Below are 23,126 nucleotides of genomic sequence, written 5' to 3'. Positions count from 1 at the left end.
GTCCTCCTAGCGTTGGTTGGTCAGGCGCGGGTCCAGCGCATCGCGCAGGCCGTCACCCATCAGGTTGATCGCCAGCACGGTGATGGCCAGCAGAATGCCCGGGTACAGGATGGTGTAGAACGCCACGGCCACATAGTTGCGCGCGTCGGCCATCATGTTGCCCCAGCTAGGCACCTGCGCCGGCACGCCGACGCCCAGGAACGACAAGACCGCTTCGGTCAGCACGGCGGTGGCCGCGATGAACGTGGCCTGCACCACCAGCGGCGTCACCATGTTGGGCAACACATGCCGGCGCAGGATCACCGGCAGACGCGTGCCGATGGCGTGCGCCGCTTCCACGTACAGCTGTTCGCGCAGCGTCAGCGCCAGCGAACGCACCAGCCGCACCACACGCGGCACCTGCGGAATCGCAATGGCGATGATCACCGTCGTGAGGCTGGCGCGTATCACCGCCATCAAGGCGATGGCCAGCAGGATGTCGGGGATGGCCATCATGCCGTCCATGATGCGCATGATGATGGCGTCGGCCCAGCGCACAAAGCCGGCCAAGAGCCCCAGCACCACGCCCAACAGCGTGGCCACCAGCGCCACCACAATCGCCACCACAAGCGACACGCGCCCGCCCCACACGACGCGGCTGAACACATCGCGGCCCATCGCGTCGGTGCCGAAATAGTGCTGCGCCGACGGCGGCTTCAAGCGCTGCAAGGGGTTGATCGTAATGGGGTTGTGCGTGGCGATCCACGGCGCGGCAATCGACAGGCCCGCCACGATCAGCAGCAGCACCAAGCCAATGATCAGCGTCGGATGCTTGCGCACCCAGCGCCAGCGCCGGCCGCTGGCCGTCAAGGCCTCGTGCAGCAGAATGGGCGCTGCGGGCGCGGGGGCCGCAGCGTTGGAAAGGGAATTATCAGACATGGTGTTCTCCCGCGGCGGGTCAATAGCGGATACGCGGATCGAACAGCCGGTAGCTGAGGTCGATCAACAGATTGATCAGCACGTAGGCGCCGGCCGAAATCAGCAGCACGCTCTGGATCACCGGATAGTCATGATGCTGAACGGCGTCGATCACCAGCCGGCCAATACCCGGAATGGCAAACACGGTTTCGGTCACGACCACGCCGCCAATTAGCAGCGCGATGCCCACGCCCACCGTTGTCGCAATGGGAATGGCGGCATTGCGCAGCGCGTGCTCCAGCACCGGCAGCACCGCCAGGCCTTTGGCGCGCGCCGTGCGGATGTAGTCTTCGTGCAGCACTTCGACGACCGTCGCCCGCGTCATGCGCGTGATGAGCGCGATGTACACCAATGCCAGGTTGATGCACGGCAAGGTCAGGTTGCGCAGCCACGGCCCGACGCCTTGGGACAAACTGACGTAGCCCTGCACCGGCAGCCACTGCAACTTGACGGCAAAGCCGTAGATCAGCAGGTAGCCCACCAGAAACACCGGCAACGAAAACGCCAGCACGGCGAACAGCATGACCAGGCGGTCGATCCAGGTGCCGGCGCGGTAGGCCGCCAGCACGCCCAGCGGCACCGCCACCAGAATCGACACCAGCATCGTGATGGCGGCAATCGACAACGTGGGTTCCACCCGCTGCGACAACAGCTGCGTCACCGGCACCTGAGTGAAGATGGAGGTGCCAAGATCGCCCTGCATCAGCTTGGCCGCCCACAGGCCAAACTGGCGCCACAGCGGCTCGTCCAGGCCCAGCGCCGTGTGCAGCTTGGCGATGTCCTCGGCAGTGGCGAAGTCGCCGGCAATCAACGCCGCCGGGTCGCCGGGCGACAGGTGGATGAGCAGGAACACGATCACTGCCACCACCGCCATGACAGGCACGATGGCCAGCACGCGCCGAATGATGTAACCCATAGTTGTCTCGCGTATCGGTAACGGCGGCGGACTACTTGTCCAGCACCCAAAGGTTCGGCAAGCTCCAGATCTTGTCCGCGTGTTTCAGGCTGTTATGCGCGGCGAAAGCGCGCGAATACTGGCCGATGGAAATCACGGGGAAGATTTCGTAGACGCGTTCCTGGAACTGATCCAGCACGCGCTTGCGCTCGTCCGAACTGGTGGCGGAAATCCACTGCTCGCGCAGCTCATCCAGCTTCTTGTCGCACGGCCAGCCCGGCAGGCTGTTGCCGCACACCGCGCCCAGATACGTGTTGCTGATGGGCGAGTCCACGTTGAACTCGGAGGCCGCCGACAGGAAGATGTTCCAGCCACCCTTGTCCAGCGTTTCTTTGCGGGCGCGGCGGGCGGTCAGCGTGGCCCAGTCCATCGACTGAATGTCCAGGTTGACGCCGATGTCCTGCAAGGCCTGAATGGCGACCAGCGTGGCGGAATTCAGATAGGCCAGATCGGTCGGCAGCAGAATCGCCAGCTTCTCGCCTTTGTAGCCCGCTTCGGCCAGCAGCTTCTTGGCCAGCGCCGGGTCGGGTTTGGCGTAAGGCGCCGCGCCGGCCGTGCTGTCGTTGGGGCCGCCGCAGATGAAGACCGTGGCGCAGTACTTCATGCGCAGGTCGTCCGGGTAGCCCATGGCGGCCGTGAACTTGTCTTGATCCACCAGATGCGCAATGGCTTGGCGCGCCTTCGGGTTGTCAAACGGCGGCATGGATTGGTTCAGGATGATGTAGCCCTGAGCGCGTTCCAGCACGCCGATCTTCACGTTCTTGTTGGCGCGCAATGCGTCGATGTAATCGGCGGGCGCCTGCTCGATCATGTCGACTTCGCCGTTGGTCAGTGCGGCCGTTGCGCTGTTGGAGTCAGGCAGCACGCGCCATTCCACGCGGCCAATGTGCGGCGTCTTGTCGCCTGCGAGTCCGTCTGCGGGCGCCTTGGGGCCGATGTAGTGCGGGTTCTTTTCGAACACGATCTTGCTGCCCGGCACCCATTCATCGCGCTTGAACACGTAAGGGCCAGAGCCCACCACTTCGGTCAACGGGCGGGTCGCCGGCTGCGACGCCAGGCGCTTGGGCAGGATGAACGCGGGGTAGCTGGACACCTTCGCCAAGCCGTCCAGCACCATGTCGAAGGGCTGCGTGAGCGTCAGCTTGAAGCGCGTATCGTCCAGCGCTTCCCATTTGCCGCCGGCGCGCGTGATGGCCTGCCCGATGTTGTCGCGGGCCGACCAGCGTTCCAGCGACGCGATGACATCCGCCGTGGTCAGCGGCTGACCATCGCTGAATTTCAAGCCGGACAGAAGCGTGAACGTCCACGTCTTCTTGTCGTCGCTGGCCTCGTACTTCTCAACCATCTGCGGCTGCGGCTTGCTGTGCGTATCCATCGCGAACAGCGTGTCGTAGACCATGTAGCCGAAGTTGCGCGTGATGTAGGCGGTGGTGAAGGTGGGGTCAAGCACCTTCAGATCGGCGTGTGGCACGATGCGCAACGTCTTGGGCGACGTGTTGGCTTGCGCGTGCGCGGTCGCCGCACCCAGGGTGCAGGCCAGCGCCAGCGTCGTCGTCGAGAACAGGCAAAGCAGGCGGTTTTTCATCGCACTAGGCTCCCATCAAATTGGTGGATTCGCCGGCGGCTGTGCGCCGGCAGGATCTTAAAGCGGCCACTTCGGCAGCCGGATGTTGCGATACGTCAGCGTCTTCCAATCCGGCGTGGCAACGCCTTTGCCGCCCACATAGATGATGTGGCGCGCCACTTTGGAGAACGACGCGTGGAAGTGCTGCGCGGACTTGACCACGATGATCTTCTTGGCCGCCAGATCGCATTCCAGCTGCGTGAAAAGATCCATATTGATGGCCTGGTTACGCACGGAAGTCAGCACGATCTGGATGCCCTGCGCCTCGACCAGCACGCAGTCGCCCATCGGCGCGGGCGCGCCAGACAGGCCGGTCATCACCATTTCGGCCTGCACGGCAAGCACCGTGCAACGCAGGTCGACGGGGTCACCCGATAGCGGGCCGACCTTGCCGCCGATGCGCAGGGCCAGCTCGGCGCCCACGCCCGCATCGAACGCGATGCGCGCGGCAACCGGGTCCCACATGGGCCCCAGCGCCGCATTCGTGATGCCGCGCTCAAGCATGCGGCGCAACACGAAGGTGGCGTCGCCCGGCGCGCCGCTGCCCGGGTTATCGGGCCGGTCGGCCAACACCACCGGGCCGCCATCGAACGCCAGCGCTTCGTCCAGCGCTTCATCCACGCTGCGGTAAGGCACCATCAGTTGTTCACGCATGCCGATCAGTTCGTCGGCAAGCGTGCGCGCAAGCGTTTGCGCCGCGGCCGCATCACCGTCGGCATAGACCAGCACCTTGGTGCCCATCTCGGGCACGTCACCGGTGGCGAAGCCTTGCGCGGCCGAGATCGACAGAATGCCGTCGCGTCCTTCCAGCGCCTTGATGCGGCTGACAAAGCCGCGCGCCGGTTCGCGCGTGGTGTGCATGGGCACGATCATCTGGCAGTCGACCAGCGCCGCCACAGGCCGCGTGCGGCGGGCGTGCGCGTCCAGGCACAAGGCCAGCAGGTCTTCTGCGCGTTCGCGGATGTCGGTGTGCGGATATTCCTTGAACAGCACCAGCACCGTCGCCTGTTCCACCATCAGCGGCGTCAGGTGCGCGTGCGGGTCCAGCTCGGCGCCCACGATGACATCGGGGCCGACCAGCGCACGCACGCGTTGCAGGATGTCGCCTTCGCAGTCGTCGTAGCCATCGGCCACCATGGCGCCATGCAGGCCCAGCAGCACCATGTCCACGGGCAGCGCGGCGCGCAGGTCCGACAGAATTTGGTCGCGCAAGGTTTCGTAGGCGGCGCGCGTCGTGTTGCCCCCCGGTTGTGCCGAAGCGACCAACCCTTCCACCAGCGTCCAGCCGGCTTCGCGGCCCTGCAAACGCGCCACATAGAGCGGCGCGCCTGCGAAGGTGACGGAATCGGGGTGCGTGCCCGCCGGGTAGTAGTCGCGCTCTTGAAAGGCGGCAAGACTGGTGGGCATGGGCGCGAAGGTGTTGGTCTCGGTGCCAAGACCGGCGCTGAAGACCTTCATGGCTGCGCTCCCGGACAGGCTGGCGCAAGCGCCGCGGCACGCGCGGCGATCCGGTAAGACGTCATCATTTCCCCTTGTATAGGCCGGTTATCCGTCATCGCCTGCCTGTTCAACAAGGTGGCGCTGCGTTCCGTATGCGGATCATCGGCGGCCGGGCACCCGCGGCACAAATAGCTAACGTGCGGCTATGGATAACCCAAGGTTATGGTGTGCGCGTTTTTCGGGAAAAAAGCGGGGGAAATGCCCCAGAGATGTGCGTGCGCTAGGGAAAACGATAGGGCGGCAACGCGTCGCCACACACATATCGCAAGGTTATGGATAGCGCGTGTTTTGGAATTTGCTCAGCCACACACACGCGGCTCAGAATCGTGCCCTACCTGAACCTACGAGGCGAGTCATGCGGGTATGCGTAATTGGGGCGGGCGTGGTCGGCGTTACGACGGCGCACCTGTTATCGCGGGCGGGCCACGAGGTCACGCTGGTGGACGAACGCGCGGAACCGGCGCTGGGCAGCAGCTTCGCCAACGGCGGGCAGCTCAGCTATAGCTATGTGGCGCCGCTTGCCGGCCCGGGCGCATTGGCGGACATGCCGGGCTGGTTGTTCCGGCGCGATTCGCCGCTGCGATTGCGCTATCGCTTCGACCCGTCGCAATGGTTCTGGCTGGCGGGATTTTTGCGGGCATGCCGCGCGTCGGTGTCGCGCGCATCCACCGCGGAACTGCTATCGCTGTCTTATCTCAGCCGCGACACCTTGCACGCCTTGCTGGCGGAAGCGCCCATGGATTTCGGCTTGTCCCGAACCGGCAAGCTCATCGTGTTTCGGGACGCCGCGCAGCTGGAGAAGGCCGCCGCGCTGGTGCGCTACCAGGCCGAGCACGGCACGGACCAGCGCGTGCTCTCGCGTGACGAGACGCTGGCGGCAGAGCCCGCCCTTACCGGCATGGGCGCGCGTATTGCGGGCGCCGTCTATACCCCCAGCGAAGAGACGGCCGACTGCCATCGCTTTACCGGTGCGCTATTCCAGCGGCTGCACAGCGCGGGGAACGTAAGCGTCCACATGAACACCCGCGTGCAAGGCTTGCGGCGCGAACGCGGCCGCATCGTCGCCGCACAAACACCGGCGGGTGACGTGCAGGCGGATGCGTTCGTTGTGGCCTCCGGCATCGGCAGCCGGCCGCTGCTGGCGGCGTTGGGCCAGCGCGTGCCGCTCTACCCGCTCAAGGGCTACAGCCTGAGCGTGCCGATCACCGCCGACACCGCCGATATCCCGGCCATCAGCGTCACCGACTACGAACGGCGCATCGTTTACGCGCGCCTGGGCAATGTGCTGCGCATCGCAGCCATGGTGGACATCGGCGCCAAGCACGCGGACGTTGACGCATCGCGGCTGGCGACGTTGCGGCGACAGGTAGGCGAAGCGTTTCCCCGGCTGGACCTGACGCGCGCGTTGGCTTGGGCGGGCGTGCGCCCCGCCACGCCAACCAGCAAGCCGCTTATTGGCAAGAGCCGCGCCGCCAGCAACCTGTGGCTGAACATCGGCCAAGGCGCGTTGGGCTTCACGCTGGCCTGCGGCAGCGCGGCCTTGTTGACCGCGCAAATGAGCGGCAGCGCCTTGCCCATCGACGCCGCGCCGTTTCAACCCTGAACGGGCGCCGCGCGCGCCTTGGAGCCGTCTCATGCGTATCTTCACCGGCGCACTCGCCACTGAAACCAATACCTTTTCGCCGTTGCCAACCGGGTTGGCCGCCTTCACGTCGCGCGAGTATCTGCCTGCCGGCACGCACCCCGATCACATGACGTTCTACGGTGGCCCCTTGTGGGTCGCGCGCCAACGCGCGGATGAATATGGATGGACCGTCATCGAAGGCTTGGTGGCCTCGGCGCAGCCGGGCGGCACCACCACACGCGCCGCCTATGAAACCCTGCGCGACGAGCTGCTTGCCGACCTGCGCGCCGCGCTGCCGGTGGACATGGTGCTGCTGGGCCTGCATGGCGCCATGGTGGCCGATGGCTACGACGACTGCGAAGGCGACATCCTGCAACGCGTGCGAGCGCTGGTCGGCCCCGATGTCATCGTGGGCGCCGAGCTGGACCCGCACGCGCACCTGACGCCGCTGATGGTGGAGCAGGCGACGGTGCTGGTCCTGTTCAAGGAGTATCCGCACATCGACGTCTACGAGCGCGCCTGTGAACTCGTGGACCTGTGCCACGCAGCGCACCTGCGCCAGCAGCACCCGGCGCCCGCCCTGGCGGATTGCGACATGGTCGTGCCCATGCACACCACGCGCGAGCCGGCACGCAGCTTCGTCAGCCGCATCAAGGCGCTGGAAGGGCGCGACGGCATTCTGTCCATCTCGGTGGCGCAGGGTTTCGCCACGGGCGATGTGCCAGAGATGGGTACGAAGGTGCTGGTCTATGCCGACGGCGATGTGGCCCGCGCGCAGACGCTTGCGCGCACGCTTGCCGACGACCTGATCGGCATGCGTGAACAGCTGATGGTGCCGTACCGCAGCGTGGATGAAGCGCTGGACGAAGCGTTGGCGTTCGATGGCGGACCCATTGTGCTGGCCGACCGGTCCGATAACCCGGGCAGCGGCGCCGCCGGCGACTCCACTTATCTGCTGGCGCGCATGCGAGAGCGCGGCATCCGCAACGCCGCGCTCGGCCCGATGTGGGACCCGGTTGCCGCGCGCATCGCGTTCGATGCGGGCGTGGGTGCCGAGCTGGATCTGCGCATCGGCGGAAAGGTCGGCCCGCTGTCAGGCGCGCCCGTCGACGCGCGCTGCCGCGTGGTGGCCACGCACGCCAACATGATGATGACCGGCAACTCCAATACGCAAATCGCGTTGGGTGATTGCGCGCTGGTCGACGCGGACGGCATCCTGATCGCGCTGGTGTCGCTGCGCACGCAGGCCTATCACACCGACCTCTTCACCCAGCTGGGTTGCGATCTGACCGCGCAACGGCTCATCGTCGTGAAATCGGCGCATCATTTCTACGCCCGCTATGCGCCCCTGGCGCGCGCCGTGGTGTACGTGGCCGCGCCGGGTTCCGCCAGCCCGGACTGGCGCAGCCTGCCTTACCGCAAGATCCGCCTGCCAAAGTGGCCCATCGCCTAGGGCGCGCCTGGCGGTCTCCCTTCGATTGGGAATGACCGCGTCATCCATTGGTATTAACAGCGTCACGTGTTCACAATTCGTTGACGCCAGTTGGCATACAGTGCTTCATCATGAACCGTTCCCGGGCGAATTCGCCCGCCCCGGACAGGAGCCATCCTGAAATGACTGAAGCCCCGGCCACCGATCCGCCGCAGTTCCACTCCCGCCTTATCGCCGCCGCGCTGCTGACCGGGCTGCTTGCCGGCCTGGGCGGCATGTTGCTCGGCATGCTGTTGCACGCGGTCCAGCACGTGGCCTATGGCTACAGCCTGGATCACATCATCAGCCACGAGACCTTCCTGGAAGGCGTCCAGGCCGCCAGCGGCGAGCGGCGCTTGGGTGTCTTGATGCTGTGCGGGCTGATCGCGGGCGGCGGATGGTGGCTGATCTACCGCTACGGACGGCCGCTGGTCAGCGTGACGCAGGCCGTGCAAGACCCCGCCCTGCGCATGCCCGCCATGACGACCCTGGCGCACGCCACCCTGCAAATCATCACCGTAGCGCTGGGCTCACCGTTGGGCCGCGAAGTCGCTCCGCGAGAAGTGGGCGCGCTGGCCGCCAGCCGGCTTGCCGCGTGGCTGCGGCTGCCGCCCGACCAACACCGGATGATCGTCGCCTGCGGCGCGGGCGCGGGGCTGGCTGCGGTCTACAACGTGCCGTTGGGCGCGGCGCTTTTCGTGCTGGAAGTGTTGCTGGGCACCTTCGCATGGCCCGCCGCCATGTTGGCGTTGGTAACCTGCTGCATCGGCGCCGTGGTGGCGTGGGCGGGCTTGGGCAACGACATCCAATACCTCGTTCCCGACATGTCAGTCAGCGCCAGCCTGATCGTCTGGTCCGTCGTGACAGGGCCGCTGTTTGGCTGCGCCGCGTATGGCTTTGTGCGGCTGACCACCGCCGCCCGCCGCCGCGCCGCACGCGGATGGCGGCTGCCCGTGACGGCCTTGTTGAATTTCACCATGATCGGCGGGCTGGCGATGGTTCTGCCTGCGTTGCTGGGCAACGGCAAAGGACCGGCGCAACTGGGCTTTAGCAGCGAGCTGACGATAGGCATGGCGGCGATTCTGCTCGTGCTGAAGGTGGCCATCACCACCAGTTCGCTGCGCGCAGGTGCGTCCGGCGGGCTGCTGACGCCGGGCATCGCCATCGGCGCCTTGATGGCCGTTGTGCTGGGCGGGCTGTGGAGCCTGGCCTGGCCTGACGGGCCGCCTGGCGCCTATGCCGTCGTTGGCGCGGCGGCGTTTCTGGCGTCGTCCATGAGCATGCCGCTCACGGCCATCGTGCTGATTCTCGAATTCACGCGTGTAGATCAGGGTTTTTTGGTGCCGATGATCCTGGCTGTGGCAGGCTCTGCGGTAACCCATCGTTTTTGCGCGGCCCGCGCCGCCCGCAGCGCCGATGCCGCCCGCGCACCGCGGCCTGAATCCGCTTGAATTCGCTTGAATTCGCTTAAATCCGCTTGAATCCGCTTTATCCCGCTTGATCCCGATTTATCCCGCCTTATCCCGCTGACCCGGCACGCAACACCTCCCGACCCGAGATTTTCATGAAGTCACGCAACCTTACCGGCATCCAACGCTACGACGCCCCCGCAGGCGGTTGGGGCGCGCTGAAAGCCACCGCCCAAGCCGTGGCGGACCAGATGCGCATTGCCGAAGCGCCTGTTTTGCTTCTGCGCACCAACAAGCCCGACGGCTTCGATTGCCCCGGCTGCGCCTGGCCCGACAAGGCTCACACGTCCACCTTCCAGTTCTGTGAAAACGGGGCCAAGGCGGTGACGTGGGAAGCCACCAAGAAGCGCGTCACGCCCGACTTCTTCGCTGCGCACACCGTCACCGAATTGCTGACCTGGAGCGACCACGACCTGGAAGACGCCGGCCGCCTGACGCATCCGATGATTTACGACGCCGCCAGCGACACGTACCAAGCCATCGAATGGGACGCCGCCTTCGCCCGCATCGGCCGCACGCTGGCCAGCCTGCCTGACCCGGATTCGGTTGAGTTCTATACCTCGGGCCGCGCGTCGAACGAAGCCGCGTTCCTGTTCAGCGCCTTCGCGCGCGAGCTTGGCACCAACAACTTTCCCGACTGCTCGAACATGTGCCACGAGGCCACCAGCGTCGGCCTGCCGCAAGCCATCGGCATCGGCAAAGGCACGGTGTCGCTGGACGACTTCGACACCTGCGACCTGATCATCTCGATGGGCCACAACCCCGGCACCAACCACCCCCGCATGATGGGCACCTTGCATGAATGCGCCCGCCGCGGCGTGCCCATCATCGTGTTCAACCCCTTGCGCGAACGTGCGCTGGAACGCTTCGCCGATCCTCAAAACCCCATTGAAATGGGCACCATGGGGTCAACGCGCATCGCCTCCACGTACTACCAGGTGAAGGTCGGCGGCGACGCGGCCGCGCTCAAGGGCATCATGAAAGCGCTGGTGGACGCAGACCGCGCCACACCCGGCGTCCTGGACCACGCCTTCATCGCTGAACACACCCACGGCTTTGACGCCTACGTAGAAGACCTGGACGACACCGCCTGGTCCGACATCGAACTGGCCAGCGGCCTGACGCGCGCCGAGCTGGAGCTCGTCGCCGCCGCCTACGCCAAGTCGAACGCCACCATCGTCACCTACGGCATGGGCATCACCCAGCACGCGCGCGGCACGCAGAACGTGCAGCAGATTGCGGCGCTGCTGCTGATGCGCGGCAACTTCGGCGAGCCCGGCGCCGGCATCTGCCCGTTGCGCGGGCATTCGAATGTGCAAGGCAACCGCACCGTCGGCATCACCGAAAAGATCGACCCCGTGATGTTCGACAACTTCGAAAAGACTTTCGGCTTCCGGCCGCCCGAGCGCCACGGGCATGACGCCGTTGACGCCATGAAGGCGATGGTCGACGGCGCTGCGAAGGCGCTGATCTGCCTGGGCGGCAACCTGGCGATGGCGCTGTCCGACACCAGCCAATGCGCGGCCGGCATGCGCCGCCTGGATCTGGCGGTGCACATGAACACGAAGCTGAACCGGTCGCACCTGCTGATTGGCCACGATTCGATCATCCTGCCCGTGCTGGGCCGCACGGAAAGCGATGTGCAGGCCAGTGGCGCGCAGTCCATCACCGTCGAAGATTCGATGTCGATGGTGCATGCCTCGCGCGGCAAGCTGGCGCCGGCGTCCGAGCACCTGCGCTCGGAACCCGCCATCATCGCCGGCATCGCAGCCGCTACGCTGCCCGGCAGCCGCATCGCCTGGCATTACCTGGTTGAAGACTACAACCGCATCCGCGACCTGATCGAAAAGGTCTACCCGGACTTTCACGGCTACAACGAACGCATCCTGAAACCCGGCGGCTTCCGCTTGTCGTTGCCGCCCACCGAACGCATCTGGAAGACCGCATCCGGGCGCGCCGAATTCCTGCCGTTCAAAGGCTTGCAGGAAGACGTTGCCGCCACCGCCCCCGGCAGCCTGAAACTGACCACGCTGCGCAGCCACGACCAATACAACACCACCATCTACGGCCTGGACGACCGCTACCGCGGCGTGTTCGGCCGCCGCGACGTGCTGTTCATGAATCCGTCCGACCTGAAGCTGCACGGCCTGGAACCCGGCGACGAAGTCGACATCCACACCAGCCTGCCCGGCGAATCCCACCGCCACCTGCGCCTGACCGCCATTGAATACGACATCGCCGCGGGGTCCGTCGGCGCGTACTACCCGGAAGCCAATGATCTGTGCCCACTGGATTATCAGGACAAGCAAAGCGGCACGCCCAGCTATAAGTCGATTCCGGTGGTGATTCGGAAAGTGGCATAACAGCGCCGGAGTGAGCCGTTAGGGAGTTTCTGCCACTTGAGACTATATTTGGCAGAACTCCTATATTTGCTGCGCAGCAAATCTTGCTTATATGGCTAACGTTCGCTCATCCTCCGATTCCTTGGCGGCCTTTCTGGAAGCGTTCTGCGAACGCACGGGCGCATCGGTCGCCCGCATCCGGCGCGATGTCTCGATAGGCGCAAGCCGGCTGGACGCCACCGTCAACCTCCGTCTTGCAACCGGCGACGCCTTGACGCTGGCGGTTGAAATCATGCGCGCAGGCTATCCGCGAGACATCCCGTCCGCTGTTGCGCATATCCAGGACTTTCAACGTGCGCAGCCAAACGCATCCTCAGTAGCCGGCGTGGTTGTCGCGGACAGCTTGAGTCCGGGCGCGCGATCAGATCTTCGGCAACGCGGCATCGGCTACTTCGATCACAGCGGGACGCTGTTCTTCAAACACCAGCCGTGGCTCGTTGATATCGAACGTGCGGCCCCCTCGCGCCCCCGCCGGCCTGCGGCCTTGTTCACGGGGGCTCGCGAGCAAGTCGTGCTGGCGTTGCTTCAGCATGCGGCGCGACATCAGAGCGACGGATTCATCTCTGGCGCCGAGCTCGCTTCACTGGCAGGCACATCGCCCTACACCGTCTCACTCACCATGCAAGCGCTCCAACGCGAAGACTGGGTCGAGACGATGGGCAACGGCCCTCGATTGCGCCGTCGGCTGCGGGATGCCAACGCGTTGCTGGACGCCTGGGCGCAAGCGTGGACGTTGCGGCGCGATACGACATCGCGGTACTTCCTGTTTTCGCCCCCGCGAACCTCGCTGCGCGACACCTTGCTTCACACACTTCGGCAGAAAGAACACTGGGCACTGACCGGTGCCGCAGCCGCGAATGCGGCCTTCCCGCATCTGACCCAGGTTGAGCGCGTTGAGGTCATCGTGCCGCCCGGGCAAGCGCAGGCGTGGGGCCGTGAAATGGGTCTAGAACCGGCCGAAAAGGGTGCAAACGTCCTATTTATTGAGCGCGAAGGGGCCTCAATGATGTTCCTTGACGATGAAAGCGGGCAGACTGGCGCAAACGTTGCCAACCGGTTCATCCAATATCTGGATTTGCTGAATGGTTATGGCCGCAATAAAGAACTGGCGCAGGAATTCCGCCGCCACGTTCTGCATCTGGAACCCGAGCATTGAACGAAAAGCCCAAGTCGGCGCACGCCTACAGCGCCGACATCACCCGCGATTGCGAGACCGTGCTTGTCATCCTGTTGCGCGCATTCGCAGGGTTCAAAGGAAACCTGAGATTGATCGGCGGGCTTGTGCCGAGATATCTGACGCCCGAGGCGCTGCCTGACGTTCCCCCGCATGTGGGAACAACAGACGTCGATGTTGTTTTGGATGTTGCGCTCTTGGCCGAACGAGGCGCCTATGACTCCTTGAAGCGGCAATTACAGGCCGCCGGATTCCAGCGATACCACCCGCGCCAGGGCGTCGTCAGTACATGGCAATGGGTCTATGAGCTGAACGGGCTCCCGATTCGGGTCGAATTCCTGACGCATACCGATGACCCCGAACAGAGTGCGCGGCTAGCACTGCTGGATGGTGAAGCCGTATCCGCATGCCAGATCCTCTACGCGGGACTTACCCACGACTGGTTCGAAGAACGGGTCGTACAGGTTGATTTGCCCAACCAGGGCGGCGTCACGCAGGAAACCATCCGCTACGCGGATGCCGTGGCCTTCATCGTGCTCAAGGCTCTGGCGTTTGATCAACGCCATGAACCCAAAGACGCCGCCGATCTTATCCATGTCATGACTTATTGGCGGGACGCCGAAACGCTGGCGGATCACTTCAGTGCAAGGCTGGTGGAGGGGCGTCAATGCAAGGCATTGAACGCCGCATTGCACGCCCTGTCACGCCGGTTCTGCGACGATGCTGACGTTGAAGGCTATCGCAAGGAAGGCCCCGCTGCCTTCGTCAATTTTCACGGCTTCGACCGCGAACACGCCGACACGCGCATACGTGCGCTACGCCAAGTGAGCGGGCTGGTCAGCCACGTGCTGGCAAGGATCAGCGCCAAGACAGGCCAATCCTATTTGCACGAAGCCGCTACTTAAGCTCCAGCGTCGCCCCAATCACCCGCATCGTCGGCATCAGCTGGCGCCATGCGTCTTTGGGGATGGACGCCGGGCGTTTCAGCTCTGCGGCGGCGGGGTCGTTCAGCAGATCGCCCTTGCAGGCGAAGACGATGCTGTTGGTCATGTCGTCGTCGACCACTTCGAACATCGCGGAGCCGAACGATTCGCGCACGCGGTCCAGGTAGTCGTGGTGCATGGGGTGGTTGACGTGGAAGTTGATCACCAGGATGCCGTCGTCGCGCAGCGCGCGGTAGCAGTCGGCGTAGAACGCTTCGGAGCAGAGCGCGTCGGGGATGCCGCCCACGCCGTAGCCGTCCAGGAAGATCACGTCGGCGTGGTCCGACACGTCGCGCATGTGATCGGCCGCGTCGGCCTGGATCACCTGAAAGCGCTCGCTGTCGCGCGGCACCATGAAGGTGTCGCGCAGGGCGATGACGGCGGGGTCGATCTCGACCACTTCAATCTGGGTGGTGGCCAGATACCGATGGCAGAACTTGGGCAATGAGCCGCCGCCCAGCCCCACCATCAGAATGCGGGCGGGTTCGGGCTTGAACAGCACGAAGCCCATCATCATCCGCGTGTATTCGATTTCCAGCGCATCCGGGTTCAGCACAGACATGCTGCTCTGGATTTCCTTCTGCGTGAAATGCAGCGTGCGGCGCGTGCCGGCATTCTGGACGAAGGGCCGGTGGATGGCCGCCGGCTCGTCAGGTTGCGATGCGTCGGCGGGAAAAGAAGAGTCGGACATGGGCAGGGCAGAGGGTGAAAACAGGCACAAGATACCATCCGCATGGCAGACGTCACCCGCTTGCCACCTGCGCCCAGCCGTCTACAGGAACGATTTGCCTTGCTTTAGCACCTGGTCGCAGGCTTGGCGGGTGATCTCTTTCTTCAGGCCGCTTCCGCTCAGATCAAGCGACTTGCCGTCGCTGCCTTTCAGGATGCCCTGCACGCCAGAGGTGTAACCCGTATCGGACTCGGCCTTGCTGGCGCCGCCTGGCAGCTTGTCCATCAACTTGTCTTTCACGGCCTGCGCGTCGCCGCCGCTCAGGTAGTTGTTCTTGATGCAGTACTGCAATACGCCGGCTGCGTTGCCGGCGCTGCCCGCGCTGAGCGATGACAGGGACGAGGTGCTGCCGCCCAGGCCCTCCATCTGTCCCTTCACGGAATCGAGCAGTTGCGCGTGCGCCCCTGCCGCGACGCATTGCGCTGCAACCAGTGCTGCCGCACTGATGAAATGCCGGAATTGGATGCGCATGATGTGCTCCCAGAAGCGGCCCGCCCAGCGGACCCGTCCGGAAAACTATAGGAGATCCGGCGCACGAATCCCGATCGCCGTAGCAATTGAATTCGCAACGTCACGCCTTGGCAACATCGCGCAATTCCGTACACACGTTAAGTATTTATATCGCCTGCCGTTAACGGGATATACCCCTGCATGTCACCGGCCACACACGCCCGTGACTCGACGAAAACCATAATTATTCGCGCCTCAGGCGCGTTGAAGGCGGGCGATATGACCTCTAGTCTACGGACCGACGATTCCATCTGGGGCGCAGCAGCCCTGGCCAACGACACACGCGCCGCCATCAAGGAAGACGCCAAAAAGGAAGGGGCCAAAAAAGAAGCGGCCATCACGGCCGACGCCAAGGAAAAGGACGACGCGGCCAAGACGGACATGCCCTCCGTTCGCGTGTCGATCAGCGGCGACGCGCTTGAACGCGCTGCAAAAGCCCGAAAAGCACAAATGGCCGACGCCGGCCAGTCAGCGGCTGCAGGCCCATCTGGCAGTGACATGGCGCGCGGCCGCATCGCCGAAATCAAGCAACGCATCAAGATGCTGAAAATGTTGCTGGCGATGATGGGGCCGGAAGCCGCCAAGGGCATCATCCAGGAACTGCGCCAACTGGCCGGACAACTGGCCCAAGCGGCGGCGACCCTATCGCAAGGCTCGGGAGGCGGGGCATCCGTGGGGCCAATGACAGCGCCCGTGGTGCATAGTGCGACCGCAGCGCCAAGCGCGGCCATGCCCGCGGCAGCCACGGCTGGCATCACCAGCGCCGCGGCCGCATCGACGACCGAGGCGCCCGCCGCCGGTCTTGCTACGACTTCCGCTGCGGCCCCTCAACCGCAGGCGGAAGCCCCCGCATCGAATGCCGTCGCATCGAATGCCCCCGCGTCGAATGCCGTCGCGTCGAATGCCGTCGCAACGAATACCGCGGCATCAAACCCCGCATCGAACGCCGCCGCATCGAATGCCCCAGCATCGAATGCCCCAGCATCAAATACCCCGGCATCAAATACCGCAGCGTCTCGCGCATTGACGGCTTATGCAGGCGGAGCGGCCACGGCCGAAGACCGCGCAGCCGACGCCGCCGAAACTGCCTCGGCGTCCGGCGAAGACAGTGAACGCATCGACGCCAGCTCACCCGCTGACGAACGCCAGCGCGACGCCAGGCAGCGTCAAGCCGATGAGCGCCTGGTGAAGGAAGTCATGCAAGAGCTGAAAGCCTTGCTGGCCGCCGCTGAAAAGGCGTTGCGTGAAGATAAGAACGCCGACGGCAATCGGGTCGCCGAGCTGAAAGACAAGCTGGCGCAGGCCGAGCAATCGGCCCGGTCGCGGGATGCGGACGGCATCGGATCGCCGGCGGATGACGCCAAGCCGCTTAGCGCCCGGCCAGACAGGAAGGCGACGAAAGAGGCGTAGAACGGACTCCTGCACACGCCACAGGCGACTCATCACACCGGATGGTTGATTCGTCATCTTGATCTTGTCCGGCGCGCGGCGAACGGCGATTTTCTTAATCTGTCCCGATTCCACACGTCCGCGCCGCCATGTCCGTCCCGCAAGCCCCCTCGCGCCATCGGTTCCGGCCGTCCCGACTTGCCTTGCTGGTGCTGCAAGCCGGCATGTCGACGGCGTATTTGTTCGGGCGCCCGGCCCAGGCCCAAATCCAGACCCAGCCCGCGTTGGTATATGTCTTTCGCGGTGCGGACGGCACCTGCTGCACCAGCGGCGACTACCCGGACAACGGCTTAGACGGCCAATGGGGACAGCGCGACTTTCTCCAGCAGGACCGCAACGTCAACATCACCGCAACCGCAGCCGGGCAAACGGGCATTCTGATCGACGTCAGCGGCGGCAAGGGCGGTGATGGCCGCGACGCGCCGTCCAACTTCAACCATTGGGGCGGCAACGGCGGCGGCGGGCGCATCATCGACTACGCGCTGTCGGCCAGCACCGTGTCGGCTGCGGGCCGTGGCATCAGCCTGACCTCGGCCGGCGGCAACGGCGGTCTGTACGCCAATGCCGACGGGCGCGCCGGCCATTTCGGCAATGGCGGCGATGGCCATCTGGCGCGCATCACACTCAACAACACCACCGTCACCGGCACGGGTTTCGGCGTAGCGGTGCAATCCTGGGGCGGGTCTGGCACCGACAGCGCCATCGTTGGCGGGTTTGGCGGCGCGAATGATTCGGGCCGAGGCGGCAACGCCGGCGACGCCACCGCAATCTTGCAAGGCACGACATCGATCATGGCGCGCGGACCCGGCCCGGACGACGTCAGCGCAGGCGTGGGGCTGATCTCGCTTGGCGGCAATGGGGGTGCGGCGGAACACTCCGGCGACTTCGGCGGCCACAGCAATGCCGGGCGCGGCGGCGATGCAGGGGCCGTGACGTTCACGTCATCGGCAAACAGTGCGGTGACGGCGCTGGGCGACGGCATGTATGGCGTGATTGCGCGATCCCTCGGCGGCAATGCGTCGCAGCGCAACGACACCGATACCAAGGCTGCGGCAGGCGGCAACGCGGGCCTGGTCACCCTCAGCAACGGCGGCAAGATCACCACCACCGGCAACCGCGCAATCGGTATCTATGCGCTGAGCCAAGGCGGCAATGGCGGCAACGGCGGCGATGGTTCCTGGGCCGACGGACACAACGGCGCTGCGGGCGGCAACCCCGGCGCCATCACAATCACCAACACCGGCGCCATCACCACAGGCGCCGCCAACACCGTCGGCGCAAAGGGCATTGTCGCCAGCGTTCTGGGCGGTGAAGGCGGGCCGGGCGGGTCCAGCGGCGCCTTCGGCTCAGGCGGCAATGGCGGCGCGGGTGCGATGGCCGGCCAGGCCATCACGCTGACCAACGCGGGCGTCATCAGCACCTTGGGCAACGATGCCGCGGGCGTGCTGGTGAACAGCGCGGGCGGCGGCGGCGGACTGGCGCAGGCCAGCAACGGCTTCATCGCGGTCGGCGGCGGACATGGCGGCATGGGCGGTGCGGGTGGAGGCGTCGCCATGACACACACCGGCAGCATCGATACCTCGGGCGACAACAGCGCCGCCGTAACGCTGCAAAGCATAGGCGGCGGCGGTGGCGCGGGCGGTGACGCCAATGCCACCGGCGTCATCGCCACCGTCGCCATCGGCGGCACGGGCGGCGCGGCGGGTAACGGCGGGCTGGTGCAGTTTTCATCGCAGGGCAAGATCTTGACGCGGGCGGGCAATGCGCCCGGCGTCGTCTTGCAAAGCATCGGAGGCGGCGGCGGCACGGCCGGGTCGGCCAACGCGGTGGGCGTGGGCGTGGGGCTGAACGTCACCGTGGCCACAGGCGGCAAAGGCGGCAGCGGCGGCTCGGGCAGCACCGTGTCGTTCACGCAGGCCAGCGCCGGCATGATCTCGACACTAGGTCCGCACAGCAATGGCGTGCTGGCCCAGAGCATTGGCGGCGGCGGCGGCAACGGCGGGCTGGCCAATTCGCGCACCGTCACCATCGCACCGCCCACAGGCGACAACCCCAGCGGCACGGTCACGCTCGCCATCACCAATGGCGGGGCGGGACAGGGCGCGGGCAACGGCGGCAACGTCACACTCACCAACGACGGCAGCATCCGCACGGCCTCGGCGCAAAGCCATGGCATCGTCGCGCAGAGCGTGGGCGGCGGTGGCGGCAATGGCGGCGGCGTGCTGGCCCCGGTCAAGACGCCGACGATCGGCAACTCGCTGGTGTCGTTGGACCTGAGCATCCGGCACGGCGCGCAAGGCGGCCAGGGCGGTGGTGGCGCAAGCGTGCAGGCCAACAATTCCAGCAGCGGCATCATCGCCACGGCGGGCACAGGCGCAGCGGGCATCGTGGCGCAGAGCATTGGCGGGGGTGGCGGCAACGGCGGCATCGTTCAAGCGCTGGACGCCAATGCCTTCAACGCCATCGTCGGCTCACCGGCGGCGCTGCCCGGCTTGCTGCAACAGGCCGTGAAGTGGCTGGAAGCGGCCCCGCAGATGCAGATCAGCAAAGCCATCAGCCTGTCCACCAGCGTCACAACCGGCGGCCAAGGCGGTGGAGGCGGCAGCGCCAGCGCCTTCAATGTGCGCAATGACGGCGCCATCACCACGCAAGGCGACCATGCTCCCGGCATCCTCGCGCAAAGCATCGGCGGCGGTGGCGGCAACGCCGGATTGATCGATTCCACAGGCGCGTCGAGCCTGCTGTCGAGCATCGACGCGCTGATCAAGGCAGCGGAATCCGGCGCGCAGAATCTGTTCACCGTCGCCCTGCCGCAAACCAGCATCACCCATCAAACGGGCGGCAGCGGCGGCACGGGCGGCGCGGGCGGGGGATCAGCAAGCGATCCCGCCATCGTGATCCATACCGGAACCCTCACCACGCAAGGCGATGGATCGGCCGGCATCGTGGCGCAGAGCATCGGCGGCGGCGGCGGCCGCAGCACGGCAAGCGGCCAGGACTTGCAAGACGTCGTCACCGCGGCGGCCGGGAATCAAAGCGCCGCGATCATCGACAAGATCACGCAAGTCATCAACCTCCTCGGCACCAAGGGCGGTTCCGTGCTGGGCTCATTGATTCATGTGCAAAACGGCGGCTCCGATGGCGCAAGCGGCTCGGGCGGAGCCGTCACCGTGGACGCCAGCGCGTCGACCAGCCGCATCAACACACAGGGCTTGCAAGCGCCCGGCATCCTGGCCCAAAGCATCGGCGGCGGCGGCGGCGTGTCGGTGCTGGACCAGCCGATGTATCTATGGAGCGCGTTCACCACCACCACGACGCTGGGCGCCACCGGCGCACAACGCAATGCAGAATTCACTTTGGGCGGCCAGGCCAGCGTCATCCATGGCGGTGCGCTCACTACGCAGGCAGGCGGCGCGGCCGGCATCATGGCGCAGAGCGTGGGCGGCGGCGGCGGGTTGACGACCTTAAGCCTGCGCAACACCAGCCTGGCCAACATTTCACAAACCGCCTCCGTGGGCGTCACCTTGGGTGGTGACTACACGTTCAGCAACTCCGCGGCATTCAATAGCGCGTTGCTGTCGGGTGGCGCGGTCAGCGTGGCGAACAACACCGGCCTCATCACGACGCAGGGCTGGCTGTCGCCGGGCATCTTCGCGCAAAGTGTGGGCGGCGGCGGCGGTGCGGCCATCGTGTCGGCCAGCGCGTCACTAGGCAGCGTCGACATGCAGCTGGGCAGCCTCCAGACCGTCGCCACGCCCTTTTCCACGCTGACGGGTAGCGGCGGCAACGTCACCGTCTCGAACTCGGGCGGCAGCATCGTCACGAACGGCGCGCTGTCGTTCGGCGTGCTGGCGCAAAGCGTGGGCGGCGGTGGCGGGTATGCCTCGCTGGATAACACCGCGCGGCCAGCGGCCAACCCCATGACCATCACGTTCGGATCGAATGGCAGTATGCAGGGCGCGGGCGGCGTTGTGACCGTCACGCAGGACGTGGGCGGCCGCATTGTCACCGCTGGCGCCAACGCGCATGCCATCGTCGCGCAGAGCATCGGCGGTGGCGGCGGCATCGCCGGCTTGGCGCTCCAGCCCAATCTGACCACCTTGAAAGCCGTGACGGCCCCCACCCAGGACGGCGACGGCAACGCCGTCAACCTGTCGTTGTCGGGCGTGATCTCGACGTCGGGTAATGGCGCGGCGGGCGTGCTGGCGCAAAGCATCGGCGGCGGTGGCGGCCTGACGGGCGACCAGTCGTCCGCCAGCTACTCCACCCGCATCATCCAAAGCGCCGGCTTGACCGGCGGCACGGGCAACTCGGCAGGGGTCAATGTGGCCATTGGCACGGGCGGCACCGTGCAAACCTCAGGCGCAAATGCGCCCGCTATTCTTGCCATGAGCGTGGGCGGCGGCGGCGTCTTCAAGGACGGCACGCTTTACCAATACGGCACCCCCAACAACGCGCTGGCCTACGGCGGCCCCGTCACGATCAGCCTGGGCGAAGCGGCCCAGGTTGTCGCCACAGGCGCGGGCTCGCCCGCCATCGTCGCCTTGAGCAACGGCGCCAATGGTGGCGGGCGGGCGGTGTCGATCAGCTTGGGCACGCGCGCACTCGTCAGCGCGAACGCCACCTCCGGCACGGGCATTCTTGCCGTGGCGCCCTTGGCCACCACCACCATTACCAACGCCGGCACCATTCAAGCCAAAACGGCGATTGAGGTGTCGGGCCAGGCGCTCGTCAACAACACCGGCACCGTGGCCGGCGATGTGCAACTGGGCAACGGCAGCACGTTCAACAACAACGCGGGCGGCAACCTGTACACCGGTTCGCAGTTCGTGGGCGATCTGAACAACGCCGGTATCCTCAACCCGGCAGGCCCCGGTGCGTACGCCGCCACCCGGTTAACGGGCGTGCTGAACCACACCGGCACCTATCGGCCCGACCTGGATTTCGGCAACCATCACAGCGACTTCATCTCGGTGTCTGGCCCATCCACGTTCGGGGGCATCATCCAACCCGTGCTGCATAACCCCGTGAAGAACGTGTGGATGGGCATCGCGCATTTCGACGCCGAGCAATCGCAAATTCCCGCCACCGCCAGCGACAGCCCCTTGTTCAGTTATGCGCTGAAGAACAACGGCGCAGGCGGCTGGCGCGATCCCCTGATTTCGGTGGACGCGAATTTCACGCCCTCGGCATTGCCCGTCAGCGCAGACCACCGGAGCATCGCGACTTCCTTGCAAAGCCTGTGGAACCAGGGCGACACACGCAGCGCAGCGCTGTTCGACAAGTTCACGGGCGTGCAAACCGCCGGCCAATACCGCGATGCGCTCAATGGCGTCGCCCACGATGGGCAATTCGCCCGCGCGGCAAACCAGATACATGAGTCCTATGCATCCATGGGCCGCATGATGAGCTGCCCGGGCTTTGTCGGCGAAAGCACGATACTGCGTGAAGGCAATTGCGTCTGGTCGCGGCTGGACACCAACTGGACGCAACGCAAGAGCACGTCGGATGACCAGGGCTATCGCATCCGCCAGACCGCGCTGACCCTCGGCGCGCAGCGCGAAATCGTCAACAACTGGTTCCTGGGCGGCTCGCTGGCCTATGCCGCCGGCAAGACGACGTCTTCGAATGACTTGACCGGCAACAGCGACACGTTCTCGGGTGGTTTGGCGCTGAAGTACAACCGCGCGCCGTGGCAGATTGCCGTGGCCGTTCATGGCGGTGTTGAGAAAAGCAGAATGTCGCGCAGCACGCTGGATGGTGTGGCCAAAAGCAAACCTGATGCGTCCTTCCTGGCCGCCCGCTTGCGCACCGCCTATGAATTCAGCCAGCCCACCTGGTATCTGCGGCCTTATGTGGATCTGGACGTGAACCACATCCGCCAGGACGGCTATCAGGAAAGCGGGGCGGGCCTCTTTAACCTGAAGGTGCGCGGCAACGACACCACGTCGTTCATGGTGTCGCCCATGATCGAACTGGGCGGCCGGAAAGACCTGGCTAACGGCTCCACCTTGCGTTCGTATGTGGCCGGCGGCATGAGCTTTCTGAACGGTGGCGATGTGGTCACGACGATGCAGCTAAGCAGCTTCAACGCCACGCCGTTCTCGCTGAAGTCGGGCATGCCGCGCACCTACGGCAATCTGTCGGCGGGCCTGGAAGTCGTGAGCCCCAAGGGCATGGAGTTGAAGACGGAATACGCCTTGCGCGGCAACGGACAGTACCGCGACCAATCGCTGACGCTGCGCGCCGCCTACCGCTTTTGAAGGGGCGGTGGCGGC

General features: G+C 65.5%; 14 protein-coding genes. 8 read left to right on the top strand and 6 right to left on the bottom strand.

What is annotated here, in order from left to right; genetic code table 11:
- Positions 1-6: 6 nt before the first annotated feature.
- Genes AC1DSJ_RS09945 through AC1DSJ_RS09930 form a run of 4 tightly spaced genes read right to left on the bottom strand, consistent with a single transcriptional unit; the run spans position 7 to position 4,994 of the window.
- Positions 7-918: an ABC transporter permease gene (locus AC1DSJ_RS09945; RefSeq protein WP_054421104.1), complete on the bottom strand. Its 912-nt coding sequence runs from the start codon at positions 916-918 to the stop codon at positions 7-9.
- Between the two features lie 19 nt (positions 919-937).
- The gene (locus AC1DSJ_RS09940; RefSeq protein WP_175170643.1) at positions 938-1,873 is read right to left on the bottom strand and encodes an ABC transporter permease; all 936 of its coding nucleotides are present in this window, start codon (positions 1,871-1,873) and stop codon (positions 938-940) included.
- Positions 1,874-1,904: 31 nt separating this feature from the next.
- A complete protein-coding gene (locus AC1DSJ_RS09935) occupies positions 1,905-3,497 on the bottom strand; it encodes an ABC transporter substrate-binding protein (RefSeq protein WP_441371358.1) in 1,593 nt (530 codons plus the stop codon).
- Between the two features lie 57 nt (positions 3,498-3,554).
- Positions 3,555-4,994, bottom strand: a complete 1,440-nt coding sequence (locus AC1DSJ_RS09930; protein ID WP_441371357.1) for a M81 family metallopeptidase — start codon at positions 4,992-4,994, stop codon at positions 3,555-3,557.
- A 397-nt stretch (positions 4,995-5,391) separates the two neighbouring features.
- On the opposite strand from AC1DSJ_RS09930, the gene AC1DSJ_RS09925 reads away from it, so the two are divergent.
- The 6 genes from AC1DSJ_RS09925 to AC1DSJ_RS09900 all read left to right on the top strand — a co-directional run bounded on the left by AC1DSJ_RS09925 (position 5,392) and on the right by AC1DSJ_RS09900 (position 14,081).
- Positions 5,392-6,639 carry a D-amino acid dehydrogenase gene (locus tag AC1DSJ_RS09925; RefSeq protein ID WP_441371356.1) on the top strand — a complete coding sequence of 416 codons (1,248 nt, stop codon included), beginning with the start codon at positions 5,392-5,394 and terminating at the stop codon, positions 6,637-6,639.
- A gap of 31 nt (positions 6,640-6,670) precedes the next feature.
- Positions 6,671-8,113, top strand: coding sequence for a M81 family metallopeptidase (locus AC1DSJ_RS09920; RefSeq protein WP_441371355.1), 1,443 nt, complete (start codon positions 6,671-6,673; stop codon positions 8,111-8,113).
- A gap of 161 nt (positions 8,114-8,274) precedes the next feature.
- Positions 8,275-9,582: a chloride channel protein gene (locus AC1DSJ_RS09915; RefSeq protein ID WP_441371354.1), complete on the top strand. Its 1,308-nt coding sequence runs from the start codon at positions 8,275-8,277 to the stop codon at positions 9,580-9,582.
- A gap of 113 nt (positions 9,583-9,695) precedes the next feature.
- Complete coding sequence (locus tag AC1DSJ_RS09910; protein ID WP_441371353.1) at positions 9,696-11,963, top strand: FdhF/YdeP family oxidoreductase; 2,268 nt, start codon at positions 9,696-9,698, stop codon at positions 11,961-11,963.
- 91 nt (positions 11,964-12,054) lie between these two features.
- Positions 12,055-13,158 carry a type IV toxin-antitoxin system AbiEi family antitoxin gene (locus AC1DSJ_RS09905; protein ID WP_441371352.1) on the top strand — a complete coding sequence of 368 codons (1,104 nt, stop codon included), beginning with the start codon at positions 12,055-12,057 and terminating at the stop codon, positions 13,156-13,158.
- Positions 13,155-14,081, top strand: a complete 927-nt coding sequence (locus tag AC1DSJ_RS09900; RefSeq protein WP_175170650.1) for a hypothetical protein — start codon at positions 13,155-13,157, stop codon at positions 14,079-14,081. The genes AC1DSJ_RS09905 and AC1DSJ_RS09900 overlap by 4 nt, the downstream gene beginning before the upstream one ends.
- On the opposite strand, the gene AC1DSJ_RS09895 is transcribed toward AC1DSJ_RS09900, so the two are convergent.
- Together AC1DSJ_RS09895 and AC1DSJ_RS09890 are read right to left on the bottom strand one after the other, a co-directional pair.
- Positions 14,074-14,850 carry a fused MFS/spermidine synthase gene (locus AC1DSJ_RS09895; RefSeq protein WP_441371351.1) on the bottom strand — a complete coding sequence of 259 codons (777 nt, stop codon included), beginning with the start codon at positions 14,848-14,850 and terminating at the stop codon, positions 14,074-14,076. The two genes, AC1DSJ_RS09900 and AC1DSJ_RS09895, sit on opposite strands and share 8 nt — an antisense overlap.
- A gap of 81 nt (positions 14,851-14,931) precedes the next feature.
- Positions 14,932-15,360: a YjjA family protein gene (locus AC1DSJ_RS09890; RefSeq protein ID WP_441371350.1), complete on the bottom strand. Its 429-nt coding sequence runs from the start codon at positions 15,358-15,360 to the stop codon at positions 14,932-14,934.
- A gap of 258 nt (positions 15,361-15,618) precedes the next feature.
- On the opposite strand from AC1DSJ_RS09890, the gene AC1DSJ_RS09885 reads away from it, so the two are divergent.
- Together AC1DSJ_RS09885 and AC1DSJ_RS09880 are read left to right on the top strand one after the other, a co-directional pair.
- Positions 15,619-16,809, top strand: a complete 1,191-nt coding sequence (locus AC1DSJ_RS09885; protein WP_441371349.1) for a hypothetical protein — start codon at positions 15,619-15,621, stop codon at positions 16,807-16,809.
- Positions 16,810-16,937: 128 nt separating this feature from the next.
- A complete protein-coding gene (locus AC1DSJ_RS09880; RefSeq protein ID WP_441371348.1) occupies positions 16,938-23,111 on the top strand; it encodes an autotransporter outer membrane beta-barrel domain-containing protein in 6,174 nt (2,057 codons plus the stop codon).
- The last annotated feature ends 15 nt before the right edge of the window (positions 23,112-23,126 follow it).

The sequence above is a fragment of the Achromobacter sp. 01N37 genome (genome assembly GCF_056399725.1).
This window is presented reverse-complemented; position numbering and strand designations above follow the sequence as displayed.

Coding starts and splice junctions, on each gene's coding strand:
- AC1DSJ_RS09945 (WP_054421104.1), bottom strand. CDS start 918: ATGTCTGATAATTCCCTTTCCAACGCTGCGGCCCCCGCGCCCGCAGCG.
- AC1DSJ_RS09940 (WP_175170643.1), bottom strand. CDS start 1,873: ATGGGTTACATCATTCGGCGCGTGCTGGCCATCGTGCCTGTCATGGCG.
- AC1DSJ_RS09935 (WP_441371358.1), bottom strand. CDS start 3,497: ATGAAAAACCGCCTGCTTTGCCTGTTCTCGACGACGACGCTGGCGCTG.
- AC1DSJ_RS09930 (WP_441371357.1), bottom strand. CDS start 4,994: ATGAAGGTCTTCAGCGCCGGTCTTGGCACCGAGACCAACACCTTCGCG.
- AC1DSJ_RS09925 (WP_441371356.1), top strand. CDS start 5,392: ATGCGGGTATGCGTAATTGGGGCGGGCGTGGTCGGCGTTACGACGGCG.
- AC1DSJ_RS09920 (WP_441371355.1), top strand. CDS start 6,671: ATGCGTATCTTCACCGGCGCACTCGCCACTGAAACCAATACCTTTTCG.
- AC1DSJ_RS09915 (WP_441371354.1), top strand. CDS start 8,275: ATGACTGAAGCCCCGGCCACCGATCCGCCGCAGTTCCACTCCCGCCTT.
- AC1DSJ_RS09910 (WP_441371353.1), top strand. CDS start 9,696: ATGAAGTCACGCAACCTTACCGGCATCCAACGCTACGACGCCCCCGCA.
- AC1DSJ_RS09905 (WP_441371352.1), top strand. CDS start 12,055: ATGGCTAACGTTCGCTCATCCTCCGATTCCTTGGCGGCCTTTCTGGAA.
- AC1DSJ_RS09895 (WP_441371351.1), bottom strand. CDS start 14,850: ATGTCCGACTCTTCTTTTCCCGCCGACGCATCGCAACCTGACGAGCCG.
- AC1DSJ_RS09890 (WP_441371350.1), bottom strand. CDS start 15,360: ATGCGCATCCAATTCCGGCATTTCATCAGTGCGGCAGCACTGGTTGCA.
- AC1DSJ_RS09885 (WP_441371349.1), top strand. CDS start 15,619: ATGACCTCTAGTCTACGGACCGACGATTCCATCTGGGGCGCAGCAGCC.
- AC1DSJ_RS09880 (WP_441371348.1), top strand. CDS start 16,938: ATGTCCGTCCCGCAAGCCCCCTCGCGCCATCGGTTCCGGCCGTCCCGA.